Here is a 22,482-nt window from a genome sequence, read left to right as displayed (position 1 = left end):
CGATTCCCACCATGCGGAACCGTGTAGGTCGTTATACGTCGCCCGGGTCGGCGCCGAGGACAGCGTGTCGCGACCGAGGGAGCCCGGCGGTGCGGCGCAGGGTGAAGCGGTCGATCTCGGCACCATCGTTGCGCAGGGTCCGCACGGTCAGCGTCGTCCGGCGGCCGGGCCAGGCGGGCTCGACGTCGATCGCGAGGAACGAGTAGCCGGTGTAGCGCACCCGTGACCAGGACACGGTCTCCGTCACCTTCTCACCACCCTTGACCCAGTGGTACGACTGGAACTCCCCCGCGAACGTGTCGGGCACCGGGAAGCTGTAGAGACTCTTCCCGCCGCCACCACAGGTCGCGTACACGGTGCCGTCTTGTTCCGGCTCGACGGTGTCGCCGATCTTCACCTCACGGGTCACCTCACCGCCGCGCAGGGCGTCGGTGCGCTCGTAGATGTGGTTGTGCCCGTTGATCACGAGGTCAACGCGGTACTCGTCGAACAGCGGCACCCACTGCTCGCGGACGCCACCCTCGGAGGCGTGCTGATCGGTCGTCGAGTAGGCGCAGTGGTGGAAGAACACCACGATGAAATCGACGTCCGGCTGCGAGCGCAGATACCGCAGGCGGCGCTTGAGCCACGCGGTCTGGGAGCCGTGCGAGTAGCCGAGGTTGGCGGGGATCTCGTAGGAGACGTCGTTGGCGTCGAGCGAGATCACCCCGACGTTGCCGTAGATGAAGGAGTAGACGCTGGGGCAGTCGTGCGGGCCGCCGCCGGGGAAGTCCCAACGCTTGACCTGGCCGCCGTAGCCGTCGGGCGAATAGAGGGCCTCCATGTCGTGGTTGCCGGTGGTGACCATCCACGGCACCGACGCCGCGACGCCCTCGATCTGCCGGTAGTAGGCGTCCCAGACCTTGGGGTCGAAGAGATCATGGCCGGCGTCGGGCTTGGACCCGGGCGGCTTGCCCGCGCCGCTCGGGTCGGCGTAGGCGATGTCGCCCGCCAGTAGATGGAAGCGCGGGTTCTGCCGCGCGACGGCACCGTCCTGCGCGAGCGCCGTCGTCGAGACACCCTGGTCGCCGAACGCGGTGAAAGTGAACTTGCCCGCCGGGATCCCCCGCGCGGGCGCGGTGGTGAAGGTCGAGATCGCGGCGGGCCCGCCATCCCCCGAAGCCGGGTCGAAACCCTCGTGCCCGACGGCGTAACGGTAGGTGTGGCCGGGCCAGAGGCGGTCGGCCTCGGCGTGCAGGTAGTACTGGTCGTACGGCGCGATGACCCCGGCGACCTCGGAGTGCAGCGCGCGGACCTCGGCCGGGATGCGGTGACTCCAGCCGCCGTGGCCGTCGGCGATCCGCAGGAACGGCTTCCGCACCGGTGCCGGCACCTGCCAAGCGACCCGCATCGACGTCCGCGGATTCCGGCCGAACGCGAGATGGCGCCCGGCCGGGACGACCTTGTCGCCGTCGGCGTACGCGGTGCCCTGCAAGAGAAGCGGCCCGGCCGCGAGGGTCCCCTTGAGCACCGTGCGGCGGCTCAGGTACTCGTGTTGTTCGGCCATCGACAGGTGCGAAGCCAGCGCGTCGGGAACACCGACCCTCGGGATTTCCATACGCGGGATGTTCGCCGACGAATGTGTTCGGCTCGCGACGGTGAGACGAACGGGAGTGGTCGAACCGTCCAGGATGGACTCAAGGAATTCCCAACCTTCCTTTACCTTTTCGTCGCTCGACCGCGCCGCATTTAGCCGACTGATTGCGGCACGCTTTCTTTGCGCGGCCTTGACGAGAGTCGGCGCCATGGTCGCAGCGGCTTCACAGGCAGCGACAACAGCCGGGTCCGACCGGCCCGTCGATCACCTGACGAGACTTCGGCCCGAGACCGAGCGCATTTAGCCGACTAATTGCGGCACGCCTTCATTGCGTGATCTCCAAACGAGGCTTAGTCACCCTTCAGTGTTGTCGGCGCGTTTCACTGGTTGCTTAAAATTACGAACACTTGTTCGACGAATCCTGGTATTCTGGAGACGTGTCCGAGACCTTTCTCCCCGAGTTGCCGCAAGAACTGTGGCGTGCTGGCAAGCTGGAGCTTGCGCATGGTGTGCAGCAGTCCTTGCGGGTGATTCGGATAGCGACTGCCGGGTTGGGGCAGTTTTTGGCGGAGATCGAGAATCGGGGCCCCAAAGACTTGTACGGGTATGGCCGTACGGATAAGTGGTTCGCCGATATGGCGGGGCTATCGGTGGGTGAGGCGCGTGCGGTGGTGAACCGTGCCCTCGCCTTGAACCCCACCCGCGCCCTGGACGGTACCGAGGTTCCACCGGTCGCTCCCGCCACCGCCGCTGTCGCCGCTCAGGGACTGGTGGGGGACGAGCGGATCGATCAGATCCTGGAGATCTTGAAGAACCTTCCCGCCGACACCTCCACCGAAGACCGCGCCACCGCGGAGAAGATCCTCGCCGATCTCGCCCCTAACGCCGGTCCTCACCAACTCGTCGAGGCCGAGGCGAACCTCCTGGGCTGGCTCGACCCCGACGGCAACGAACCCAAGGAACCCGAACCCAAGGAACCACGCCGGGAAATCACGTTGGAGCGCCGCAAGGACGGCTTCTGGAAGCTGACCGGCCTTTTGGACGATGAGACCGGGGCTCGCACGGCGGCGGCGTTGGAGGCTCATGCGCAGCCGCGGCCGGTGGACGAGTTCGGGCAAGCGGATCTGCGGATGAAGTGCGAACGCATGGGCGACGCCTGGGTCGATCTGCTCGATCTGGCGATCGCCTGCCCGGATCAACCGGGCACGAGCGGCTACCGCACGCTTGTTCATGTCACCATCGGCCTTGAGGAACTCAAATCCGGTCTCGGGACCGCGTGCCTGGATTTCGTCGGGACGATGACCGCCCGCGAAGCTCGGCTAGCGGCCTGCGACTGCCTGATGCTCCCGATCGTGATGAGCGCCTCGGGTGAACCGCTGGATATGGGACGGCTGAGACGGTTCGTCACCCCAGGGCAACGCCGGGCGTTGAACATCCGCGACGGTGGCTGCGCGTTCCCTGGATGTGATCGGAAGCCGAAGAATTGTCACGCCCACCATATCGAGCACTGGGTGGACGGCGGACCGACGGATCTTCGGAATCTGGTGCTGCTGTGCGGTTTTCATCACCGGTTGATCCATCACGGTGATTGGGCAGTACGGATGGCCGCCGACGGGTTACCGGAGTTCATCCCACCCCAGTACCGAGATCCGCTCCGACAACCCCGCCGCAACACCCTGCACCACCGCTGAACCCCCGAGGAGCCCGCCAGCCACACCGGCGACGGGCCCCTCGCCATGCCCGCAGTCGGTGACCATGTGGATTCCGGGACATCTGACCTCCCAAAATCCACACCCCAATACCGAGACCCCGGACCAGCGAGGATCCTCAGGGCCGGTCCGCCGCCTCGGCGACGAAGATCTCCGTTTCCAGGAAGACGCGCCACTGGGCGGCAGATTCGCTTTGCAGGGCCCGATAGGCGGCCGCCTGGACCTGGCTGCCGGACCGCGCCCGGGTCCAGATTTCGCGAACCAACGGACCTTCCTGAAGGTACCTGGCGTATCGGGCCTCGATACCGACGACGGCGGCGGCGCGGACCTTGATGGCGTCCACCTTGTCCTTGGCCGCGGCCTCGAAGATGCCGGTGTCGATGAAGGCTCGCCACTGCTCCGGCGTCCGGCTGTGGAACGCCTGGTACCAGACCTCGGAATCCTCAGGCGCCAGGTCGCGGGTCCAGATGTGCTGGACGAAGTACTCGTCCGTCAGCTGCGCGGCCAGCGCCGGATCCATGCCGACGACGGCGGCTGCTTTCACCCGTGCGTCGCGGAGCTTCTTTTCCGCGGCTTCCTTCTCCGCCGCTTCCTTCGCCGCGTCCACGTCACGCTGGTGCTCGACGAAGATGCCGCGGACGATGAAGTCCTTCTGCTCCGCCGGCGTTGCGCTGAAAGCGGCAGCCGCGCCCGCCTTCACGAACGAACCCTTGGCGGCCCGCTCCCACAACGCGAAGACGAAGTTCCCGTCGTCCTTGGCCAGCAGGATCGAGGTCAGCTCGAACCCGAGCAGCGCGGCGGCGGGCTGCCGCTCCGCACGCCGGACCTGGTAGACCGCTTCCCGGTCCAGGTCCCGCTGATGCGCCTCGTAGATCCCGGTCTTGAGGAACAACGAGGTCCATCCGCCGTTGTAGGCGTCGAGCGCGGCGAACTGGACCTCCTGAGCGATCTCGCCACGCTGCTTCGCGGTCCGGTAGAGCTCGTAGACGAAGTCACGTTCGTTGATCCGCAACAGTTCCGGGGTGACCGTGAGCCCGACGACGGCGGCGGCGTTGGTACGCACCTCGTCCGGCGTCTGTGTCACGATCGAAGGCCCGGCCGGAGCTGCGGTCGCCACAGCGGGGGCCGCGGTCGCCACGGCGAAAGCCGCGACGGAAGCAGCGACGAGAACGCGAAATCCGGAACAAGTCATAGGTTGAGGTTGTCGGTTCAGTTCTGCTCGCCGTCGTGGTCGAGCACGGGGGACCCCACCCAGCGTGACAACCCGGCATCCCCCAGCCACCAGGGATATAGCCTCATGATCGTCGAACGTTACCGATCATCCCGACATTGCTCCGAATGCGAAATCATCGCTCACCCCGGACCGTACGCCGCAGCTTCGGTACTCGCTCGTACAACGTCCGCTCCGCCCCGCGCTGGGTCGGCTCGTAATAATCCCGCCCCACCAGCTCGTCCGGCGGATACTGCTGCGCCAGAACACCTTCCGGCACCTTTTGCGGATGCCGGTAGCCCTTCGCGTTGCCGAGTTTCTCCGCCCCCGCGTAATGTCCGTCCCGCAGATGCGGCGGAACCGTCCCGATCCGCCCGGACCGGACATCGCTGAGCGCGGCGTCGATACCGGTGATGACGGCGTTCGACTTCGGCGCCGTCGCCAGGTGCACGGTCGCCTGCGCCAGCGCGAGACGGCCTTCCGGCATCCCGATGAACTGCACCGCGTGCGCCGCCGCGACGGCCGCCTGCAACGCGGTCGGGTCGGCCATGCCGATGTCCTCGCTCGCGTGCACCACCAGGCGACGCGCCAGGAACCGCGGATCCTCCCCCGCCTCGATCATCCGCGCCAGATAGTGCAGCGCGGCGTCCACATCGGACCCTCGGATCGATTTGATGAACGCGCTGATGACGTCGTAGTGCTGATCACCATCTCGGTCGTAGCGCACCGCCGCCTTGTCCACTGTGGACTCGACGATGGCGAGGTCGATCGTCTTGGCCTCGGTCGCGCTCGCCGCGTCGGCGGCCGCTTCCAGTGCGGTGAGCGCGCGCCGCGCGTCACCGGAGGCCAGCCGCACCAGATGGTCCCGCGCGTCTTCAGTCAGGGTTAGCTCGCCGCCGAGACCCCGTTCGTCGGCCATCGCGCGCTCGATCAGCGCGACGATGTCGGCGTCGGTCAGCGGCCGCAATTGCAGCACCAGCGACCGTGAGAGCAGCGGCGAGACGACGGAGAACGACGGGTTCTCCGTGGTGGCGGCGACCAGCAGTACCGTCCGGTCCTCCACCGCGCCGAGCAGGGCGTCCTGCTGGGTCTTGGAGAACCGGTGGACCTCGTCGATGAACAGCACCGTGTTCTCGGCGTTGTAGTTCCGGCGGCGGCGGGCTTCTTCGATGACCCCGCGCACCTCCTTGACCCCGGCCGAGAGCGCCGACATCGCCACGAAGCGGCGGCCGGTCGCGGCCGAGACGAGGTTCGCCAGCGTGGTCTTGCCCGTGCCCGGCGGACCGTAGAGCAGCACGGAAGCGGGAGCCGCGCCTTCGACGAGCCGCCGCAGCGGCGCGCCCTCGCGCAGCAGGTGCTGCTGGCCGACGACCTCGTCGAGCGAACGCGGCCGCATCCGCACCGCCAGCGGTGAGCCCGCGGGTACAGCGACGTCCCTCGGCTCGGCCGGCTCCGGCGGCGGCCCGAGGTCGGGGTTCACGGTGAAGAGTTCGTCCTGTGCCACGGTGTCGACGGTAGCCGCCCCCACCGACGGTTCCGGCCACAGGTCAGCGCAGCCGCTCCCGGAACGCGTGCCACATGATCACGGCCGCGTACGGCACGAACTCGCGGCCGCGCCGCCACACCCACGGGATGCCCTTGAGGACCAGCCAGCCGACGTGCCCGGCGGTACTCGGCTCCACGCCTCCCGAGCAGGTCAGGCTGACCGGCCGCGGCACCGCGAACCCGGCCTCGACGAGCCGTTCGGTGAACCCGGTCGCCAGCATCCGATGCCCGAGCTCCGACGGGTGCAGCCGGTCGACGCTCCACGCGGTGAGGTCGTAGGCGCCGGGCAGCAGTTCGAGGTCGAGACACGGCACGCCCTCGCGTTCGACGACCCCGCCGATGGCGGCGTTCAGTTCGGCCACCCGCTGGCTCAGCGCCCGCCGCAGCGACTGCGGAAGGCGGAACACCTTGCCGTGGTCGTGGTAGCGCACCGGGACCACGGTGGTGCCGACGGCGGCCAGCGCTCGGATCACCTCGGTGAGGTCCGCGGCGATCTGCTCGGCGCTGAAATCGGGGCGCAGCGTGTCGTTCATGCCCGCCACCACCAGTGCGACGTCCGGCCGGTGCGCCACGGCCGCGGGAAGCTGCTTCGTCAGCACACAGCCCATGCGCGCGCCGGTGAACGACGGGTTCAGGTAGCCGTCCTGCTCGACACCCAGCGCCTCGGCGACGAGCGGGCCGACCCCGCGCCAGCCGCCTCGGTCCGGCAGCGGGTCGCCAAGGCCCACGGCCGTGGAATCGCCGAGCACGACCAGTCTGCGCGCCGACCGCGGGACGGCGGGCGCGGGAGGAAGGAGAGGTTCGGGACTCGGGGTGACTTCGACACTGATCACGGTCACGGTAGCCACCATCGGCCACGCAGGCTCACCCGTGGTGATGCCTGGGTAACGCGGCGAGGACGGTCGAGCGAAAAGTCCGTGCGCGGCTACCGGAACGCCGGATAGAAGGCGAGATCCGCGTGCGGCCCCAGCCTCGCGCCGAGCGCCGCGGCGACCCTGGTCGCGTGCTCGGAGATGTGGGTCAGGCGGGCGCGCAGCGAATGTTTGGCCAGTTCCCGCCACCAGGTCACCAGCGCGGCCTCCCGGCTGATCGGCGTGGCGTGCCGGTCGAGATCCAGCTCCGGGAGTATCTCCCAGGTGATGACCCACAGCAGGAGCAGCTGACCGTCCATCAGGTGCTCGGCCAGCGCGTCCTCGTCCGCGAGCCCCGGCCAGACCGAGACGACCTCGGCCCGCCAGGCCGCGATCATCGCCTCGCTCATCCCCGGTGGCAGCGCCAGCGCGTCCTCGCTCGACGCGAACGGGAGCCGCAGGTACGCCGCGTCCATCAGGGTGCTGCGCACCCGGCCGCGTTCGAAGTCGAGGAACCGCACTCCCCCGCTGGTCACGAGGTTGTTGTCCGGGCTGAGATCGACGGGGCTGAACGCGCGGTACGACGGCGAACCCGCCCGCTCGGCGACCTCCATGACCCGCCGCTGCACCGGCTCCGGCGTCTCGACGTCGAGCAGTTCCTCCAGCAGACCGGGCAGTTGCGCGCAGACCGCGGGCAGTGGCGCGTCCTCGTTCTTGACCGGGCCGCCCAAACGGCGCAGCAGCGCGTTGAAATCGGGCTCGCGGCTCGCCGTGCTCGCGTGCAGCCTGCCCAGCGACCGGGCCCAGGACAGCAACGCGCGTTCGGCGCCGCGCGCGTCCCGCGCGTGGAGCTTGTCGTGCAGCGTCGGGACACCGCCGAGGTCCTCGATCACCAGGACACGGTCCCGGCCGTCGTGGGCCAGCAGCTCCGGGCACATGCGGTCCTCCGGCGCGAGCGCGGTGAACAGCTGGTAGCTGACCGCCTCCTGCGCGAACGGATCGGGCCGTCCCGGTTCGGGTTGGTCGGGGTAGTGCTTGATGACCAGGGTGCGCGGCAGCGCGAACGGCGACGACGCCACCCGCGCCCGCACGACCGTCGCCGGGCCACTGCCGGCGAGGTCTTCGGGGGCGACGAGGGTGATCGCGCTGCCGAATCGGCGCGAAAGGACCGACTCGCCGGCGGCGACCGCGGCCGCGATGGCGAGGGTTTCGGCTCCAGCTCCGACGGTCGAATCGTCGGCAGAGGAGGTATCGACTGTCATTGCCACCGACCCTACTCGTGACTGAGCAACCATGACCACTGAGATCCGGGCAATCGCGCGCACTGGCGCGATCTGGGACTCATCCGCGTGAAAGCGGACGTTCCGTCACCCTCGATCGTTGCCCACGACGGCGCAATGTCAGCACAATGGCCGCAGCTGCAACGATTCCGATGAGATTGACCAGCAGCTGACCGGCCGAATAAAGGCACCGTTCCCACTGACCGGCAACCGCCGCGACGACCGCGTAACCCGCCGCGGGGACCGTCGTCACCGAGATGAACACGCCGACGAGCGCGGCGGATTTGGCCGAAGTCATGGAAAGCATCCCGGCCGCGCCGGCGAGCAGCGCGACGATCAGTGACGCGACCCCGACCTTGTAGACGAAATCCACCTCGTGGTTCTCGGCGAGCTTGCTCACTTCGAGCACGCCGGTGGCACTACCCGCCAGGACCACGCCGAGCGTGACGACCATGGCGATCGGGAAGCCGCCGAGCAGGGCGACGGAGCCCTGCTTCACGAGATCTTTGCGGCGCAGCACCAGACCGACCGCGATCGCCGCCAGCGGGCCGAATTCCGGCCCGACGACCATGGCGCCGACGATGGTGACCGCCGAGTTCGTGACGACGCCGACCGCCGCCAGCAGGCACGCGATGGTCAGAAACGCCTGAAAAGTCCAAGTGAGGCGGGACTCCTCGCCGGTGCGGCCGACGAGTTCCTGCCACACCACCGCGTCCGCGGCCTCGCCCGGCGCCGCCTCCTCCGCCTTGTCGGCGGCGTCGGACACCGCGGTGTCCAGCGCTTCCAGCGTGATCCCGCCGGTGTGGTCGAGGTCCAGACCGCACAGCGACTCGACGATGTCGTCGGTCGCCTCGCGCGCGACGTCCGCCTCGAGCAGGTCGCCTCCGGGCGCGACCGCCACCCCGCGGTGCACCACGAGGTGCGCCGTCCCGGCGTGTGCCCGCAGGATCCGGATCGCTTCTTCGGTCCGGTCCGGCGGGCACACGGCCCTGAGATGGAGCATCAGTTCTTGACGGGCGGCGCGGGCTTGGCGTCGATGCCCGCCTCCTTGCGCTGCTCCGCGGTGATCGGCGCGGGAGCCGCGGTCAGCGGGTCGAACCCGCCGCCGGTCTTCGGGAACGCGATGACGTCACGCAGCGACTCGGCCTTGGCCAGCAGCATGACGATGCGGTCCCAGCCGAACGCGATCCCGCCGTGCGGCGGCGGGCCGAAGGCGAAGGCGTCGAGCAGGAAGCCGAACTTCTCCTGCGCCTCCTCCTCGGACAGGCCCATCAGCTCGAAGACCTGCTTCTGCAGCTCCTGCTGGTGGATACGGATCGAGCCGCCGCCGATCTCGTTGCCGTTGCAGACGATGTCGTAGGCGTAGGCCAGCGCGTTGCCGGGGTCGTCGGCGAGTTTGCCGATCCACTCCGGGGTCGGCGAGGTGAAGGCGTGGTGCAGGGCCTTCCACTTGCCGCCGCCGACCGCGACGTCGTCGGACTCCTCGGCCGAGATGAACATCGGGAAGTCGACGACCCAGACGAACGACCAGGCGTTCTCGTCGATCAGGCCGAGACGGCTGCCGATCTCGAGCCGGGTGGCGCCCAGCAGCGCACGCGCGTCGGCGGCCTTGCCGGCGGCGAAGAAGACACAGTCGCCGGGCTTGGCGCCGACGGCTTCGGCGACCGTCTCGCGCTCCTTCTCCGACAGGTTCTTCGCGACCGGGCCGCCGAGCGTGCCGTCCTCGTTGACGAGGATGTACGCGAGGCCGCGGTGGCCGCGCTGCTTGGCGAAGTCCTGCCAGGCGTCGAGGGTGCGGCGCGGCTGGTCGGCCCCGCCCGCCATCACGACGGCACCGACGTACGGGGCCTGGAACACGCGGAACGGGGTGTCGGCGAAGAACGCCGTCATGTCGGTCAGTTCGAGGTCGAAGCGCAGATCCGGCTTGTCGGAACCGTACTTCTCCATCGCCTCGGCGTAGGTGATGCGCCGGAACGGCCGGGGGATCTCGGCGCCGATCAGCTTCCACAGCGCCGTCACGATGTCCTCGCCGAGGGCGATGACGTCGTCCTGCTCGACGAAGCTCATCTCGATGTCGAGCTGGGTGAACTCCGGCTGCCGGTCGGCGCGGAAGTCCTCGTCCCGGTAGCAGCGCGCGATCTGGTAGTACCGCTCCAGGCCGCCGACCATGAGCAGCTGCTTGAACAGCTGCGGCGACTGCGGGAGGGCGTACCAGGAGCCGGGCTTGAGCCGGGCCGGGACCACGAAGTCGCGGGCGCCCTCGGGGGTGGAGCGGGTCATGGTCGGGGTCTCGACCTCGACGAACTCCTGCGCGTGCAGCACCTCGCGGGCGGCACGGTTCACCTCGCTGCGCAGGCGCATCGCGGCCGCGGGGCCGCTGCGGCGCAGGTCGAGGTAGCGGTGCTTGAGCCGCACCTCCTCGCCGACGTCGACCCGGTCGTCGATCGGGAACGGCAGCACGGCGGCCTCGGACAGCACCTCGAGCTCGGTGGCCAGCACCTCGATCTCGCCGGTGGGGATCTCGGTGTTGGCGTTGCCCTCGGGCCGCTTCGAGACCTCGCCGACGATGCGGACGCAGTACTCGGAGCGCAGGTGGTGGGCGCGCTCGGCCATCTCGCCCTCGCGGAAGACGACCTGGCTCACGCCACTGGCGTCACGCAGATCGATGAAGATGACGCCGCCGTGATCGCGCCGCCGGGCCACCCATCCGGTGAGGGTGACCGTCTGACCGGCGTGCTCGGCACGCAAGGTGCCGGCTTTGTGGGTGCGAAGCACTGCGGGTGCTCTCCTTCGGCATCACGATTCTGCGATTCGACGGTTTTTCGCCGACGTCAAAGGCTAACGAATCGCCCTGGATGCCTCGCGACCAGGTGTTCTCAGATCGTCGGCCAGGCCTCCAGCGCCGCGACCATCCGCCGGGTGTGCGCCAGGTAGTCCGGGACGGACAGGACCCGGCCGTCGATGTTCTCCAGCAGCCAGCCCGATGCCGCCTCCTTCGACGCGAAGAACTGCGTGCAGACCAGCGCCTCGACGTAGTCCTGGCCGAGGGCGAGGTCGATCCCGGACAACCGCGACGCCGCGACCACGGCCTGCGGCGGGTCGACGCTCAAGACCCGCTCGCGAGTGAAGTGGACGCGGACGTGTGCCCCGGTCGCCGGGCAGACCGCGTCCGCGTGCACGGGTTCGCCGGTGGCGACGGCCAGGAGGAACAGGTCGACGTGGTACCGGTCGGGGCCCGCCCGGTCGGCCGGGCGGGCTCCGCGGTCCATCACGACCAGGCCGTCGCGGATGGCGAAACCCATCAGGTCCATCAGGCGGTGGGCTTCGGCGGGGTCCATGCCGACGGTGGCGGCGAGTCTTCCGATGGCGATGGGGTGTCTGCCCGCTCTGGTCAGCTTGGTCGCGGCCCAGGCGATGCGGACAGCGGCGGTGCGATCCGTACGGGTGGTCAACAGGCACCTCCTCGCCTTCGTCCCGTTGAGATTAAGCACGAAAAGGTTTTCCGCCAAGTCACTGCGCCGAACGGCCGAATGCGTTGTGCGGTAAGAAAATTCACAGTGCGCAGCGAATAAGGGGAAGAATGGTGCGCACTTTCGGCCGCACAAGGCGAAAGTGGCCCATGCCGACAAGGGCCGGACGTGAGCTTCCGGCGAGGTCGCGAAAGCCATCGGCGCAGGTGAGGACACCTCAGCGGACCGCGAGAGAACCCCCCAGGGCGCAGGGCCGTTTCACAGCAGTTTCAGTTGTTCCGCCGCCGGAATCACCGCCTCCTCCGAACGCTGCACGGGCATCGTCACCTGCATTCGCTCCCCGTCGTCCGCACGGGAACCGAAGCCGTGCCGGCGCAGCAACGGGCCGACGCGGGCACCCAGCCGCTCCCGGTACGACTTCGGAAGATAGGCGCCCCGCGAGTACAGCTCGCGGTATTTCGGCACGAGCTCCGGATGCTCCCGGCCGAGCCAGCGGGCGAACCATTCCCGCGCGCCGGGCCGCAGATGCAGGGGGAGGACGGTGACCCGCGTGGCGCCCGCCTCGGCCAGCCGCGAGAACAGGGCGTCGAGCGCGGCCACCGAGTCGGTCAGGTACGGCAGCACCGGCGCGACCAGCACCGAACACGGCAGCCCGGCGTCGCGCGCCTTGCGGATCAGGTCGAGCCTCGCCCGCGGGCCCGGCGTCCCCGGCTCGAGACGGCGTTGCAGCTCCTCGTCCAGCAGCGCGAGCGAGATCGCCAGCCCGGCGGGCACGTCCTTAGACACCGACTCCAGCAACGGGAGATCCCTCGCCAGCACGGTTCCCTTGGTGAGGATCGACAGCGGCGTGCCCGAATCGGCCAGCGCGGTGATGATGCGCGGCATCAGCTTGTACCGACCTTCGGCGCGCTGGTAGGGATCGGTGTTCGTGCCCATCGCGACGTGCTCGCGGGTCCAGCTCGGCCGCCGCAGTTGCGCGGCCAGCACCTCGGGCGCGTTGACCTTCACGATCACCTGCGTGTCGAAGTCGCGTCCGGCGTCGAAGTCCAGGTACGTGTGGGTGTTCCGGGCGAAGCAGTTGTGCGTGACCATGCCGTCGGCGATGAAGTCGCCGGTGCCGGTGGTGATGTCGAACAACGGCAGCTCGATGCCCAGCGGTTCGATGGCCGCCACCTTCCGCCTGGTCCGGCCGATCGCGAGGCCGTCGAGCGACCGTTTCCAGCCGACGGCGGGATCGGCGAGGTGGAAGAACCGCACCTCCTCCGACGGCCCGCCGAGGAGCTGCACCGTCCACAACGGACGGAACTTGACATTTTCCGTTCTCACGTAACGGAAGCCGAAATTGTGCAACGCGGCACAGAAGGTCGAGACGATGTCCTGCTCGTCGTGTGTGACGCGCAGCGCACCATGCCGGTAGCTACCGGCGAGATCGAACAACCCGGCGAGGAATCCGCGCTGCCAATGGGAATCGGGCGAGGGCGGCACCTGCACGAAACCGACCGACGCGCCGAAATCGGGCAGGTACCGGAGCGCGCGGTCCGCCGCGTCCTTCTCGGTCGAGAACCCGCCGGAGCGCAACATCCCGCACAGGTATCCGGCGCGATAGCCGAGGGTGTCGTCCGGGGTGCGGGCGAGCTTCCCGACGCCGACGAGTTCGGTGCCGCCGACCAGGTGCGGCCGCTGCGCGGCACCGAACCGGGTGCCGGTGACGTGCTTCCACCCACGCCCGGTCAGGAACCGGTGGTCGCCACTGGCCACGATGGACGTTCCGTCGTCGAGGGTCAGGCGATACGCCGGCTTCAGCGTCGACCAGTGCGCGAGCACCTTCGTCGGCACCAGGCGGCGACCCGCGCCACGCCCGCGCGTCCCGTAGATCGCATCACCGGGCGCGAGCTCCGCCAGCGCCTTCGTCCGGCCGTCGGCCATCAGGACCGGCGTCGCGCCTTCGAGACAGTACGTGCACGCGTGAGAGCAACCGCGATACGGATTCACCGTCCATCCGAACGGGACACCCGACCCGTCGGGCACCTTGTTCAGCACGGATTTGGCGTGCACCTCGTGAAAGGTGACGCCGTCGAACTCGGGCGTGCGCACCGAACGCAGCAACCCGTCCAATCCAGGCAGGACCGGCTCGCCGCCGTCCGCCCGCTGTCGATCCCATCGCACTCGGCCAGTCGAACACACGTTCTAGACGGGTGTCAAACGTATGTTCGAACACGGGTGATCTTCGCAGCGTTTAGTCCTCTGGATGCGGTAGTTGCGCGCGCAAGTACCGCATCCAGAGGACTAAACGCGAGCTAGAGCTTCGTGATCTCCTCGGCCACATACCCGGCAGGCTGGATCAGCCCCGCGCACCGGCTCTCCCCGCGCGGCGTCGCCGACCGGCGGCGCACCGTCACCGCGTAGAAGTCCTCGCCACCGCGCACGGTGACGACCCGGGCGTCCGATTCGAGCAACGGCTCCTCCTGGACGGCGAGCACGTCGTCGAGACCGGGCAGGTCCAGCCGCCGCCGGAGCGCGATCTCCGCGAACTGCGCCCACGCCGTCCGGGCGGACGTCCGGCCGCGAAGCTGCTCCGGCTCGACCTGGCCGCGCAGGGCGGACTTGGCGACCAGCGCCGCTTCGGCCGGGTTGAGCTGGCCGTGCAGGAAACCGTCGGGGACCACCAGGAGATTGCCCGCCCAGCGGTCGCCGCCGACGTGGCTGACCTCCCAGGCCCGGCCGGGGTGGTTGGTGTTGAGCGTCGACGCCAGCGGGCGGCCGAGCACCGCGCAGCACATGTCCTTGGTGCCGTGCGTGCAGACCAGGAACAGCGGCCCGTCCACTCGCGCACCGAGCCCACCGGCGCCGTCCGCGACCGCTTCGAGGTCCAGTTCGGCCAGTTCGCTCAGGTCGCGGATCTCCAGGCGCTCCAGCCAGCGGTTCCCCGGCTCTCCTCCGCCGACGTAGACGGAGCGGGGACGATCCGGGTCACGACGATGTTTGCCGGGGCGCCGGATCAGCAGCGGGCGGAGCCCGTGCGACCGTCTCAAGTTCTCGAGCAGCTCACGGCGCTCGGCGGGAAAGGCCTCGTCGAGGACGTTTTCCAGTGCGTCCGCGGGCCAAGGGCCCGGCTGCTCGATGAGCAGCCAGCAGCGCATGTCCGCGGCGGTGCCGGCGGGGCTCGCGCCCAGCATGCGCGCGACGGTGGCGCAGCCCGGCAACGCGGCGGGCGGCGCTGAGGTGTCCGAGAGCTGAGCGGTCATCGGCCGACCGCTCCGGACTTCACCTTAGGCATGCCTTAGCTTACCCCGCCGGGCCTCCCTTCACACTTCTCGTCCCCTGTGACTTTCAGCCGATCGAGAGCAGCCCCTGCGTGGTGAGCTCCCCGAGGAACGCCCGCACCGTCCCCCGATCGAGTTCGGACAGCTCGGCGAGTCGCTTGACCGCCTGCGGCGTTCCGTCGAGCAGCGCCTTCAGCAGCGGAGCCGCGGCGCCCGCGAAGACGAACCGTTTGCCGTCCGCGAGCAGGGTCACCCGGCCGTCCCCTTCTTCGAGCACCGCCCTCGGGACGAGGAACCGGACCTCGGCCTCGTCGCCGTCCGGCAGCAGCCCGGGGGTCGCCGCCCAGGGCAGCCCGACCCGCGGATGTGCCGGGGCCGCCGAGTCGCGTTCGGCGAGGAACCTGCCGACGACGTCGCCGGTCAGCGTGGCTTCCAGCTCGGCCCGCAGCGCGTCGGCACGGGCCTCCCGCTCCTCGTCGGTCCCGAACCTCGGGAGGTCCTGGCGGAACACGGTGCTCGCCCGGAGCTTGTCGGCGAGCCAGGTCACCAGGTCGATCCCGGTGGCCGGGCTGAACCCGAGCGTGAGGTGCAGCGACATCTCCCCCACCGCGGTGACGTCGTGCCAGTGCCCGCGCGGGACGTAGAGGACGTCGCCGTCTTCGAGGATGAAGTCGTCGATCGGCTCACCCGGCCGCTCGGGCTGCTCGACGTCGCGATGCAGCGGAGCGGGCCTGGTCGGGCCGTGCATCCGCCAGCGTTTGCGGCCGGCGACCTGGATGACGAACGCGTCGTGGTCGTCCCAGTGCACGTCGAAGCCGTGGGTCACGCCCCAGCCCGCGTACAGGTTGACCTGGACGCTCTCGCGGAGGTCGTGTTCGAGACTCCGGGCGAGATCTCCGATCGGGTCGCTGAGTTCCTGGATGGCGTCGAGCACCATCGTCGCGCCGCCGCGGAGGTGCTCGGTGAACGGAGCGGCTTGCAGACGGGGAACGGTGCCACTGCGGCGGGTGGGGACGAGATCGGTGTAGCTCTCCATGGGCACCGGGGTGCCATCGAGCGCGAGCCGCAGGCGCGGGAACTCCAGGCGGTGCTGCCGGAGGATCGCGTTCAGCGCGGGCCACGGGAGCAGGCCGGCGAACCGGCCCGCGGGACCTTCGAAACGGCGGTACGTCTCGCCCTGGACGTCTTGGAAGAACTGGCTGACCCCGAGCGGAGCCACGAGGTCAGCCAGCGTCGGCGTTTCGGGCACTCAGCCGTCGTTGCCGTCGTTGTCGGCGGCCGCGCCGTTGGCCTTCCCGCGGTCGACCGCGGCCGGGATCATTTCGACCTCCAGCAGCAAACCGCTGTCGGGAGCCTGCGTACCTGACTGTTCCTGTGCCATCCTGCCACCTTTTTCTCAGACGAGCGGACGGACCGAAAATCGGTCTGGAGCGCCGCCCAGCCTACGACACGTTTCGCGAAAATTCACTGTCCAGCAGGCAAAAACGGCCTTGTGAGCGATCTTCGACACCGTGGCGCCGGTTCACCCGGACAGCGGTTCTAAGCTGGCATTCATGGCTGATCCGGCATCCGTCCCGAAGCGTCGTGCGGCGACGCGCTGGGACGTCCTGGCGGTCATCGGCGCGGGTGGCGCGCTGGGCAGCCTCGCCCGCTACGGTCTCTCGGCCGCGATCCCCCGTTCCCGTGGTGAATTCCCGCTTTCCACCTTTGCCACCAACGTTTCCGGCTGCCTGCTGATCGGCGTCCTGATGGCGGTCGTCACCGGCGCCACGAGTCCGCATCGGCTGCTGCGCCCCTTCCTCGGAGTGGGGGTCCTGGGCGGTTACACCACGTTTTCGACCTATACGACCGAGACACTCGATCTTGTGACCACCGGGCATCCGTTCACCGGATTGTCGTACGCGGCGGGTAGCGTGATCGCCGCCCTGGTCGCGGTCCTGATCGGCGGGGAAGCGACCCGGGCCTGGCTGAATCGGACGGGAGCGAAGCCATGAGGCTCTCCGGGCGCGCGCTACGGCTGTCGGTCCACGTGGGCGAGGACGACGTCTGGCACCACAAGCCGCTGTACCACGAGATCGTGCGGCGGGCGCACGAAGCCGGGCTCGCCGGGGCATCGGTCTTCCGCGGGATCGAAGGGTGGTGATCGTGATCGTCGACGAGGCGGAGCGGATCCGGGCGTTCCTGCCCCAGCTCGAGGAGCTGATCGGCGAGGGCCTGGTGACCCTCGACGAGGTCGAGGTCGTCCACTACGCGGGCCGGACGGCGCGGTGACCGTCCTGTTCGTCGCGCTCGGCGGTGGCCTCGGCGCGATCCTGCGCTACCTGACCGACAGGCGTGTCCAGGCGTGGCGGAATTCCGCGTTCCCCTGGGGCACGCTCACGGTGAACGTCGTCGGCTCGGCGATCCTCGGCGTGCTGACCGGCTGGGCGCTGCACGGCGGGCAGCCGGACGCGGTCCGCGCACTGCTGGCCGTCGGTTTCTGCGGCGGGCTCACGACGTTCTCCACGTTCGGGTACGAAACCCTGCGCCTGTTCACCGAGAAGGCGCGGCTCTACGCCGTCGTCAACGTCTGCGTGACGGTCTTCGCCGGGTTGACCGCGGCCGCCGCGGGCCTGCTGCTCGCCGCCGCCGTCTGGCACTGACTCAGTCTTCGGGCGCCATCCGCCACGCCGCGGCCGCGATCGCCTCGCGCTGCCCGGCCGGGAGGTCCGCCGCCATCTCCTCCAGCTTCTCGACGACGCCCTCGTGGGCGGCGTTCGCGAGCCGGAGCCCCTCTTTCGTCAGCGTGATCTTCAGCGCGCGGCGATCGCAGGAATCCGCGACCCGCTCGACGAGCGCGCGCCGCTGCACTCGGTCCACCAGGCCGGTGACGCTGGACTTCTCCAGGTTCAGCATCTTGCCGAGGTCCGTCATCCCGACGCCCGTCTCCCCCTGTGCCAGCACGCAGAGCAGCTGAGCCTGCTGCGGCGTGAGGTCGTGAGACCGGCCGACGTCGATGAAAGCCCGCTGCACCAGGTGGGAGAGCCGCACCAGCGCCGTCGCGAATCCGAGGTCTTCGGCCGTGGTCATGAGCGCAGTCTACTTGACGATCGTTCGGAGTACGAACTACTGTAGTTCGTAGTACCAACATTCCGTATTACGAACTAGGGGATCTCATGACCAGGAGCGTGGCCGTCATCGGCGGGGGATACGGCGGCACGACCGTCGCCAAGGAGCTGGACTCGTTCACCGACGTCGTGCTCGTCGAGCCGCGCGAGGACTTCGTCCACCACGTCGCCGCCCTGCGCGGGCTCGTCGATCCCGGCTGGACGGATCGGCTCTTCTATCCGTACGCGCGGCTCCTCCAGCGCGGACGGGTGCTCCGCGACCGCGCGGTCAGCGTGGACCAAGACGGTGTCACGCTGGCGTCGGGTGAACGGCTCACGCCGGACTACGTCGTGCTGGCGACCGGTTCGGCGTACCCGTTCCCGGCGAAGATCGATTTCCACGACAGCGCTTCGGCGAAGGCGAAGATCCGTGCCACCCGGGAGGAACTCGCGGGCGCGGAGAAGGTGCTGCTGCTCGGCGCGGGCCCGGTGGGCCTCGAACTGGCCGGCGAGATCAAGGCGGTGTGGCCGGAGAAGTCCGTGACCATCGTCGACCCGGCGCAGGAGATCCTGCCCGGTTTCCCGGAGGACTTCCGCGCGGAGATCCGCCGCCAGCTCGACGGACTGGGCGTCGAGCTGCTGCTCGGCACTTCACTGACCGAGCCACCGGTCTCGGAACCGGGGCAGGCCAAGACGTTCACCTCGGGGCTCACCGACGGCGGCGAGGTGACCGCCGACCTGTGGTTCCAGTGCTTCGGCGGCGCGCCGCACACCGCGTACCTCGACGGCGAGCTGGCCGCGGCGCGGCAGGCGAACGGCCAGGTGACGGTGACTCCCGAACTGCGTCTTCCGGGACAGCCCGGCGTTTTCGCGCTCGGCGACATCACCGCGTTGCCGGAGGGAAAGCTGGCGAAGGTGGCCGGCGACCACGCGGAGGTCGTCGTGGCCAACATCCGGGCGCTGATCGAAGGCGGCGAGCTGCGCGCGCACACGCCAGGCGGGCCGATGATCTCGTTGCCGCTGGGGCCTTCCGGGGGCGCGACCTACGCCGAGGAGGTCGGCATCCTGGACGCGGCGACCACCGCGGAGATCAAGGGGTCGCACATGATGGTGTCCCGCTACGAGGAGCTGTTCGGGAAGGCGTAGCCCTCGTGAGCGGTAAGGACGGTTCTAACCGTCCTTACCACTCACGAGGTCAGGCGGCCCGGGGGTTCTGCTGGGTGCTGGGCTTGGCCGGGTTGCGAAAGCCACTTTCGAGACCTCTGATGTCCCGAAAGTGGCTTTCGCGACACCGGCTCCAGACCCCCAGGCCGTCACGGACCGGACCCCGGGGTCAACGGCGGCCGGGAACCAGTAGGTACCTAAGACGCCTTTGGTTCTAACCGTCCTTACCGTTCAGCGAGTCTCTAACGCGGAGCGAGACCTCGCACGTGCGCGAAGGGGTCCTCCCCCGTCGGCAGCAGCGCGATGATCGGCGTCGTCAGCCCGTTGTCCACATAGGACTGCACCTGCTCGCGGCAGGATTCGAGGCTGCCGTGGACGATCAGGTCGTCGACGACCTCGTCCGGGATGACCTGGTTCGCCTTCTGCCGGTCGCCCGCGGCCCACGCCTCGTGCATCGGCGCGAGCGCCTCGCCGCGGCCGAGCCATTCGTGGAACGCCGCGTACACCGGGACGGTGAGGTAGCTCGAAATGAGCATCCGGCCGAGCCCGCGCGCGGCGGCCTTGTCCTCGGTGGGGCAGACGAAGATCCGCGCGGCCAGTTCGGTGTCCGGACCGATCTCCGCGCGTACCTTCGGCACGTCGGAGGCGGCGAGCCAGTTGGTGATGGCGCCGTCGGCCTCCTTCGCGGCCAGCCGCAGCATCCCCGGCCGCAGCGCGGCGAGCATGATCGACGGCGGCGGGTCGGCGGGCCGCTCCAGCCGGAACTTGCTGACCGAGAACGACTCGTACTCCTCGGTGACCTTCTCCCCTGCCAGCGCCGACCGCAGGAAACGCAGGGTGTCCCGCGACCGCGCGAACGGCGCTTCGAACTCGGCGGCGTTCCAGTTCTTCACGATCACCGGCGACGACGCGCCGATGCCGAGCACGAACCGGCCGGGCGCCAGTTCCGCGACGGTCGCCGCGCTCATCGCCAGCAGCCCGGGTCCGCGCGTGTACACGGGCACGATCGCGGTGCCCAGCCGCAGCTGCGGCGCCCACTGCGAGGCCAGCACCAGCGGCGTGAAGGCGTCGTGGCCGGCCGTCTCGGCCGACCACGCGTCGGTGTAGCCGAGATCCGGCAGTTCCCGCACCATCTCCTCGTGCGCCGCGAGCGGCACCCCGGTCAGCGGAATGGTGATGCCCCACCGTTTCATGCGTTCTCCTCGCTCTTGACCGCGTCACCGGACAGCTCACGCACGATCCAGTCCACCTGCGTGCGCATCAGGTTCTCCGCGACCTCTTCGGCTTGCGGCGTCATATGCGTCGCGCCGGCCAGCGGCAGGAACACGTGCGCGCGTCCCTTGGCCAGCAAGGCCGACGACAGGCGCAACGAGTGGGCGACGAAAACGTTGTCGTCGGCCAGTCCGTGCACGATCAGCAGTGCCCGGGAGAGGTCACCGGCGCCGGCGATCAGCGAGTTGTGCTCGTACGAAGCCGTTTCCTCCTGCGGGAGCCCGAGGTAACGCTCGGTGTAGTGCGTGTCGTACAACGACCAGTCGGTCACCGGGGCGCCCGCGACCCCGGCGTGGAAGACGTCCGGACGGCGGAGCACGGCCAGCGCGGACAGATAACCGCCATAGGACCAGCCGCGGATCGCGACCCGTTCCAGATCCAGTTCCGGATGGAGCGCGGCCGCCGCGTGCAGGGCGTCGACCTGGTCGGCGAGGGTGACGTCGGCGAGTTTGCCCGCGATCTCCTTTTCCCAGGCCGCACCCCGGCCGGGGGTCCCGCGCCCGTCGGCGACCAGCACCGCGAAGCCCTGGTCCGCGAGCCACTGCGGGGTCAGGAAGGCGTTGCGGGTCTGCAGGACGCGCTGAGCGTGCGGGCCGCCGTACGGGTCGAGCAGCACCGGGAGCTTGCCTTCGCTCTCCTCGTACCCGGTCGGCAGCACCAGCGCGGCGCGCAGGCCCCGCTCCCCCAGCGTCAGCCAGGTCAGGTTCGGCACGACGTCGGGGTCGACGGTGTAGGAACCGATGCGCGCCACCGTCTTCTCACCGGACACGACGGTCACCACCGGGCCGCTGCGTTCCAGGGTCCACGACGAGAGCACGGTCAGCGAAGCATTCCCGGAACCGACGTGCACACCGTCCTCAGTGGACAGACGGCGCAGCTCGCCGCCCTCCGTACGGAAGACGTGGATCTGCGTCGGATCGGCCTCCGACGCGCTGAACAGCACCTCGTCGCCGACGTGCAGGATCGACCGCACCTGCAGCCCCGGCGGGGTGACCGCGACCCCGTCGACGACCAGCCGGTGGTCGCCGTCGGCGGCGCTCTCGCGGACCAGGCGGCCGTCGGCCGTCCACGCCGGGACGCCCGCGGCGAGTTCGACCCAGTGCTCGTCGGTCTCGGTGTGCAGCACCTCCACCGAACCCGACGCCGGATCGACGGCCTGGATCTCCAGCTTCCGCTGGTCACGCGACTGCACGGACAGCAGCGGCTTGCCCGCGGCGGACCAGTGCACCGCGGCCAGGTACTCCCAATCGGTCTTCTCTACGTCGACGCGGGAGCCGTCGAGGCCGAGGACCGCCAGCGTCACGTCCGCGTTCGTGGTGCCCGCCGCCGGATACGCGACGACGTTCGCCGCCGACTGCGGGTTCGCCGGATCGGCGATCGTCCAGCGCGGTACGGCGGCCCGGTCGGACCGCTCGGCCAGCAGGCTCTTCCCGTCCGGCGACCACCAGTAGCCGCGGGTGCGGCCCATCTCCTCGGCCGCGATGAACTCCGCGAGCCCCCAGGCTACGTCTTCACTGTCGTCACCCGCTTCGCCGCCGAGCAGCCGGTCCTCGCCGGTGGCCCGGTCGATCACCCGCAGGCGCCGGTCCCGGACGTAGGCGACGTGCGTGCCGTCCGGGCTGGGCCGCGGGTCGACGACCGAACCGTCGACCAGCACCGTCACCTCACCGGTGACCAGGTCGAGGGTGTGGAGCTTGCCCGAGAGCGAGAACGCGGCGACGGTGAAGGCGTCGTCCACCGCGTAGCCGACCACGCCGCCACCGGTCTCCCGGCTGCGCTCGCGGCGGGCGCGCTCCTCCGGCGGCAGATCCTCCTCACCGGGCAGCAGCTCGGCGGCGTCGACCAGCTTCGTCTCCTCGCCCGACGCGACGTCGAACGACCACAGGCTGTGCCGGGGGTCGGTGCCGGACTCGGACCGCAGGAACAGGATGCGGGAACCGTCCGGGGCGACCTTGAACTCTTTCGGCGCGCCGAGGGTGAAGCGCTGGGTCCGGGCCTGACGGCGGAGGAACGGGAGATCTTCGAGGCTGATGTCGGTCACCTCCGCACTCTTTCA

General features: G+C 69.5%; 19 protein-coding genes and 1 pseudogene. 5 read left to right on the top strand and 15 right to left on the bottom strand.

Translation table 11 applies throughout. From position 1 onward, the window contains the following. Positions 1-31: 31 nt before the first annotated feature. On the bottom strand, positions 32-1,597 hold the full coding sequence (locus ACZ3HL_RS05665; protein WP_465528996.1) for a purple acid phosphatase family protein: 1,566 nt from the start codon (positions 1,595-1,597) through the stop codon (positions 32-34). Positions 1,598-2,013: 416 nt separating this feature from the next. Here ACZ3HL_RS05665 and ACZ3HL_RS05660 point away from each other — a divergent pair, with 416 nt between their 5' ends. Then, positions 2,014-3,267 carry an HNH endonuclease signature motif containing protein gene (locus ACZ3HL_RS05660; RefSeq protein WP_465528994.1) on the top strand — a complete coding sequence of 418 codons (1,254 nt, stop codon included), beginning with the start codon at positions 2,014-2,016 and terminating at the stop codon, positions 3,265-3,267. 136 nt (positions 3,268-3,403) lie between these two features. On the opposite strand, the gene ACZ3HL_RS05655 is transcribed toward ACZ3HL_RS05660, so the two are convergent. The 11 genes from ACZ3HL_RS05655 to ACZ3HL_RS05605 all read right to left on the bottom strand — a co-directional run bounded on the left by ACZ3HL_RS05655 (position 3,404) and on the right by ACZ3HL_RS05605 (position 16,285). Continuing rightward, a complete protein-coding gene (locus ACZ3HL_RS05655; protein ID WP_465528992.1) occupies positions 3,404-4,369 on the bottom strand; it encodes a hypothetical protein in 966 nt (321 codons plus the stop codon). A gap of 262 nt (positions 4,370-4,631) precedes the next feature. Continuing rightward, positions 4,632-5,999 carry a replication-associated recombination protein A gene (locus ACZ3HL_RS05650; protein ID WP_465528990.1) on the bottom strand — a complete coding sequence of 456 codons (1,368 nt, stop codon included), beginning with the start codon at positions 5,997-5,999 and terminating at the stop codon, positions 4,632-4,634. A gap of 43 nt (positions 6,000-6,042) precedes the next feature. After that, complete coding sequence (locus ACZ3HL_RS05645) at positions 6,043-6,891, bottom strand: SGNH/GDSL hydrolase family protein (protein WP_465528988.1); 849 nt, start codon at positions 6,889-6,891, stop codon at positions 6,043-6,045. A gap of 74 nt (positions 6,892-6,965) precedes the next feature. After that, complete coding sequence (locus ACZ3HL_RS05640) at positions 6,966-8,153, bottom strand: phosphotransferase (RefSeq protein WP_457955972.1); 1,188 nt, start codon at positions 8,151-8,153, stop codon at positions 6,966-6,968. A gap of 79 nt (positions 8,154-8,232) precedes the next feature. Beyond that, a complete protein-coding gene (locus ACZ3HL_RS05635; protein WP_465412272.1) occupies positions 8,233-9,174 on the bottom strand; it encodes a DUF389 domain-containing protein in 942 nt (313 codons plus the stop codon). Then, a complete protein-coding gene (gene aspS, locus ACZ3HL_RS05630; protein ID WP_465528986.1) occupies positions 9,174-10,946 on the bottom strand; it encodes an aspartate--tRNA ligase in 1,773 nt (590 codons plus the stop codon). The genes ACZ3HL_RS05635 and aspS overlap by 1 nt, the downstream gene beginning before the upstream one ends. A gap of 101 nt (positions 10,947-11,047) precedes the next feature. Further along, positions 11,048-11,623 (bottom strand): organomercurial lyase, encoded by a 576-nt coding sequence (merB, locus tag ACZ3HL_RS05625; protein ID WP_465412270.1) that lies wholly within the window; start codon positions 11,621-11,623, stop codon positions 11,048-11,050. A 276-nt stretch (positions 11,624-11,899) separates the two neighbouring features. Further along, a complete protein-coding gene (locus ACZ3HL_RS05620; RefSeq protein ID WP_465528984.1) occupies positions 11,900-13,807 on the bottom strand; it encodes an intein-containing Rv2578c family radical SAM protein in 1,908 nt (635 codons plus the stop codon). Positions 13,808-13,938: 131 nt separating this feature from the next. After that, positions 13,939-14,886 carry a sucrase ferredoxin gene (locus ACZ3HL_RS05615; protein WP_465528982.1) on the bottom strand — a complete coding sequence of 316 codons (948 nt, stop codon included), beginning with the start codon at positions 14,884-14,886 and terminating at the stop codon, positions 13,939-13,941. Between the two features lie 85 nt (positions 14,887-14,971). Then, positions 14,972-16,153, bottom strand: coding sequence for a cupin domain-containing protein (locus ACZ3HL_RS05610; RefSeq protein WP_465528980.1), 1,182 nt, complete (start codon positions 16,151-16,153; stop codon positions 14,972-14,974). Beyond that, the gene (locus ACZ3HL_RS05605; RefSeq protein WP_255632708.1) at positions 16,154-16,285 is read right to left on the bottom strand and encodes a hypothetical protein; all 132 of its coding nucleotides are present in this window, start codon (positions 16,283-16,285) and stop codon (positions 16,154-16,156) included. A 172-nt stretch (positions 16,286-16,457) separates the two neighbouring features. On the opposite strand from ACZ3HL_RS05605, the gene crcB (ACZ3HL_RS05600) reads away from it, so the two are divergent. The 3 genes and pseudogenes from crcB (ACZ3HL_RS05600) to crcB (ACZ3HL_RS05590) all read left to right on the top strand — a co-directional run bounded on the left by crcB (ACZ3HL_RS05600) (position 16,458) and on the right by crcB (ACZ3HL_RS05590) (position 17,546). Continuing rightward, complete coding sequence (gene crcB, locus ACZ3HL_RS05600; protein WP_465528978.1) at positions 16,458-16,898, top strand: fluoride efflux transporter CrcB; 441 nt, start codon at positions 16,458-16,460, stop codon at positions 16,896-16,898. Beyond that, a pseudogene (locus ACZ3HL_RS05595) lies at positions 16,895-17,175 on the top strand (DUF190 domain-containing protein). The gene crcB (ACZ3HL_RS05600) and the pseudogene ACZ3HL_RS05595 overlap by 4 nt, the downstream one beginning before the upstream one ends. Continuing rightward, the gene (crcB, locus tag ACZ3HL_RS05590; protein WP_465412264.1) at positions 17,172-17,546 is read left to right on the top strand and encodes a fluoride efflux transporter CrcB; all 375 of its coding nucleotides are present in this window, start codon (positions 17,172-17,174) and stop codon (positions 17,544-17,546) included. The pseudogene ACZ3HL_RS05595 and the gene crcB (ACZ3HL_RS05590) overlap by 4 nt, the downstream one beginning before the upstream one ends. A gap of 1 nt (position 17,547) precedes the next feature. Here the strand turns inward: crcB (ACZ3HL_RS05590) and ACZ3HL_RS05585 are convergent, their stop codons facing one another. Beyond that, positions 17,548-17,973: a MarR family winged helix-turn-helix transcriptional regulator gene (locus ACZ3HL_RS05585; RefSeq protein ID WP_465528976.1), complete on the bottom strand. Its 426-nt coding sequence runs from the start codon at positions 17,971-17,973 to the stop codon at positions 17,548-17,550. Positions 17,974-18,059: 86 nt separating this feature from the next. Here ACZ3HL_RS05585 and ACZ3HL_RS05580 point away from each other — a divergent pair, with 86 nt between their 5' ends. Beyond that, positions 18,060-19,136, top strand: a complete 1,077-nt coding sequence (locus ACZ3HL_RS05580; protein ID WP_465528973.1) for an NAD(P)/FAD-dependent oxidoreductase — start codon at positions 18,060-18,062, stop codon at positions 19,134-19,136. 260 nt (positions 19,137-19,396) lie between these two features. On the opposite strand, the gene ACZ3HL_RS05575 is transcribed toward ACZ3HL_RS05580, so the two are convergent. Further along, positions 19,397-20,347, bottom strand: a complete 951-nt coding sequence (locus tag ACZ3HL_RS05575; protein ID WP_465528971.1) for an LLM class F420-dependent oxidoreductase — start codon at positions 20,345-20,347, stop codon at positions 19,397-19,399. After that, positions 20,344-22,467: a S9 family peptidase gene (locus ACZ3HL_RS05570; RefSeq protein WP_465528969.1), complete on the bottom strand. Its 2,124-nt coding sequence runs from the start codon at positions 22,465-22,467 to the stop codon at positions 20,344-20,346. Before ACZ3HL_RS05570 ends, ACZ3HL_RS05575 begins: the two co-directional genes overlap by 4 nt. Positions 22,468-22,482 lie beyond the last annotated feature (15 nt).

The sequence above is a fragment of the Amycolatopsis sp. NPDC000009 genome, from assembly GCF_055563465.1.
This window is presented reverse-complemented; position numbering and strand designations above follow the sequence as displayed.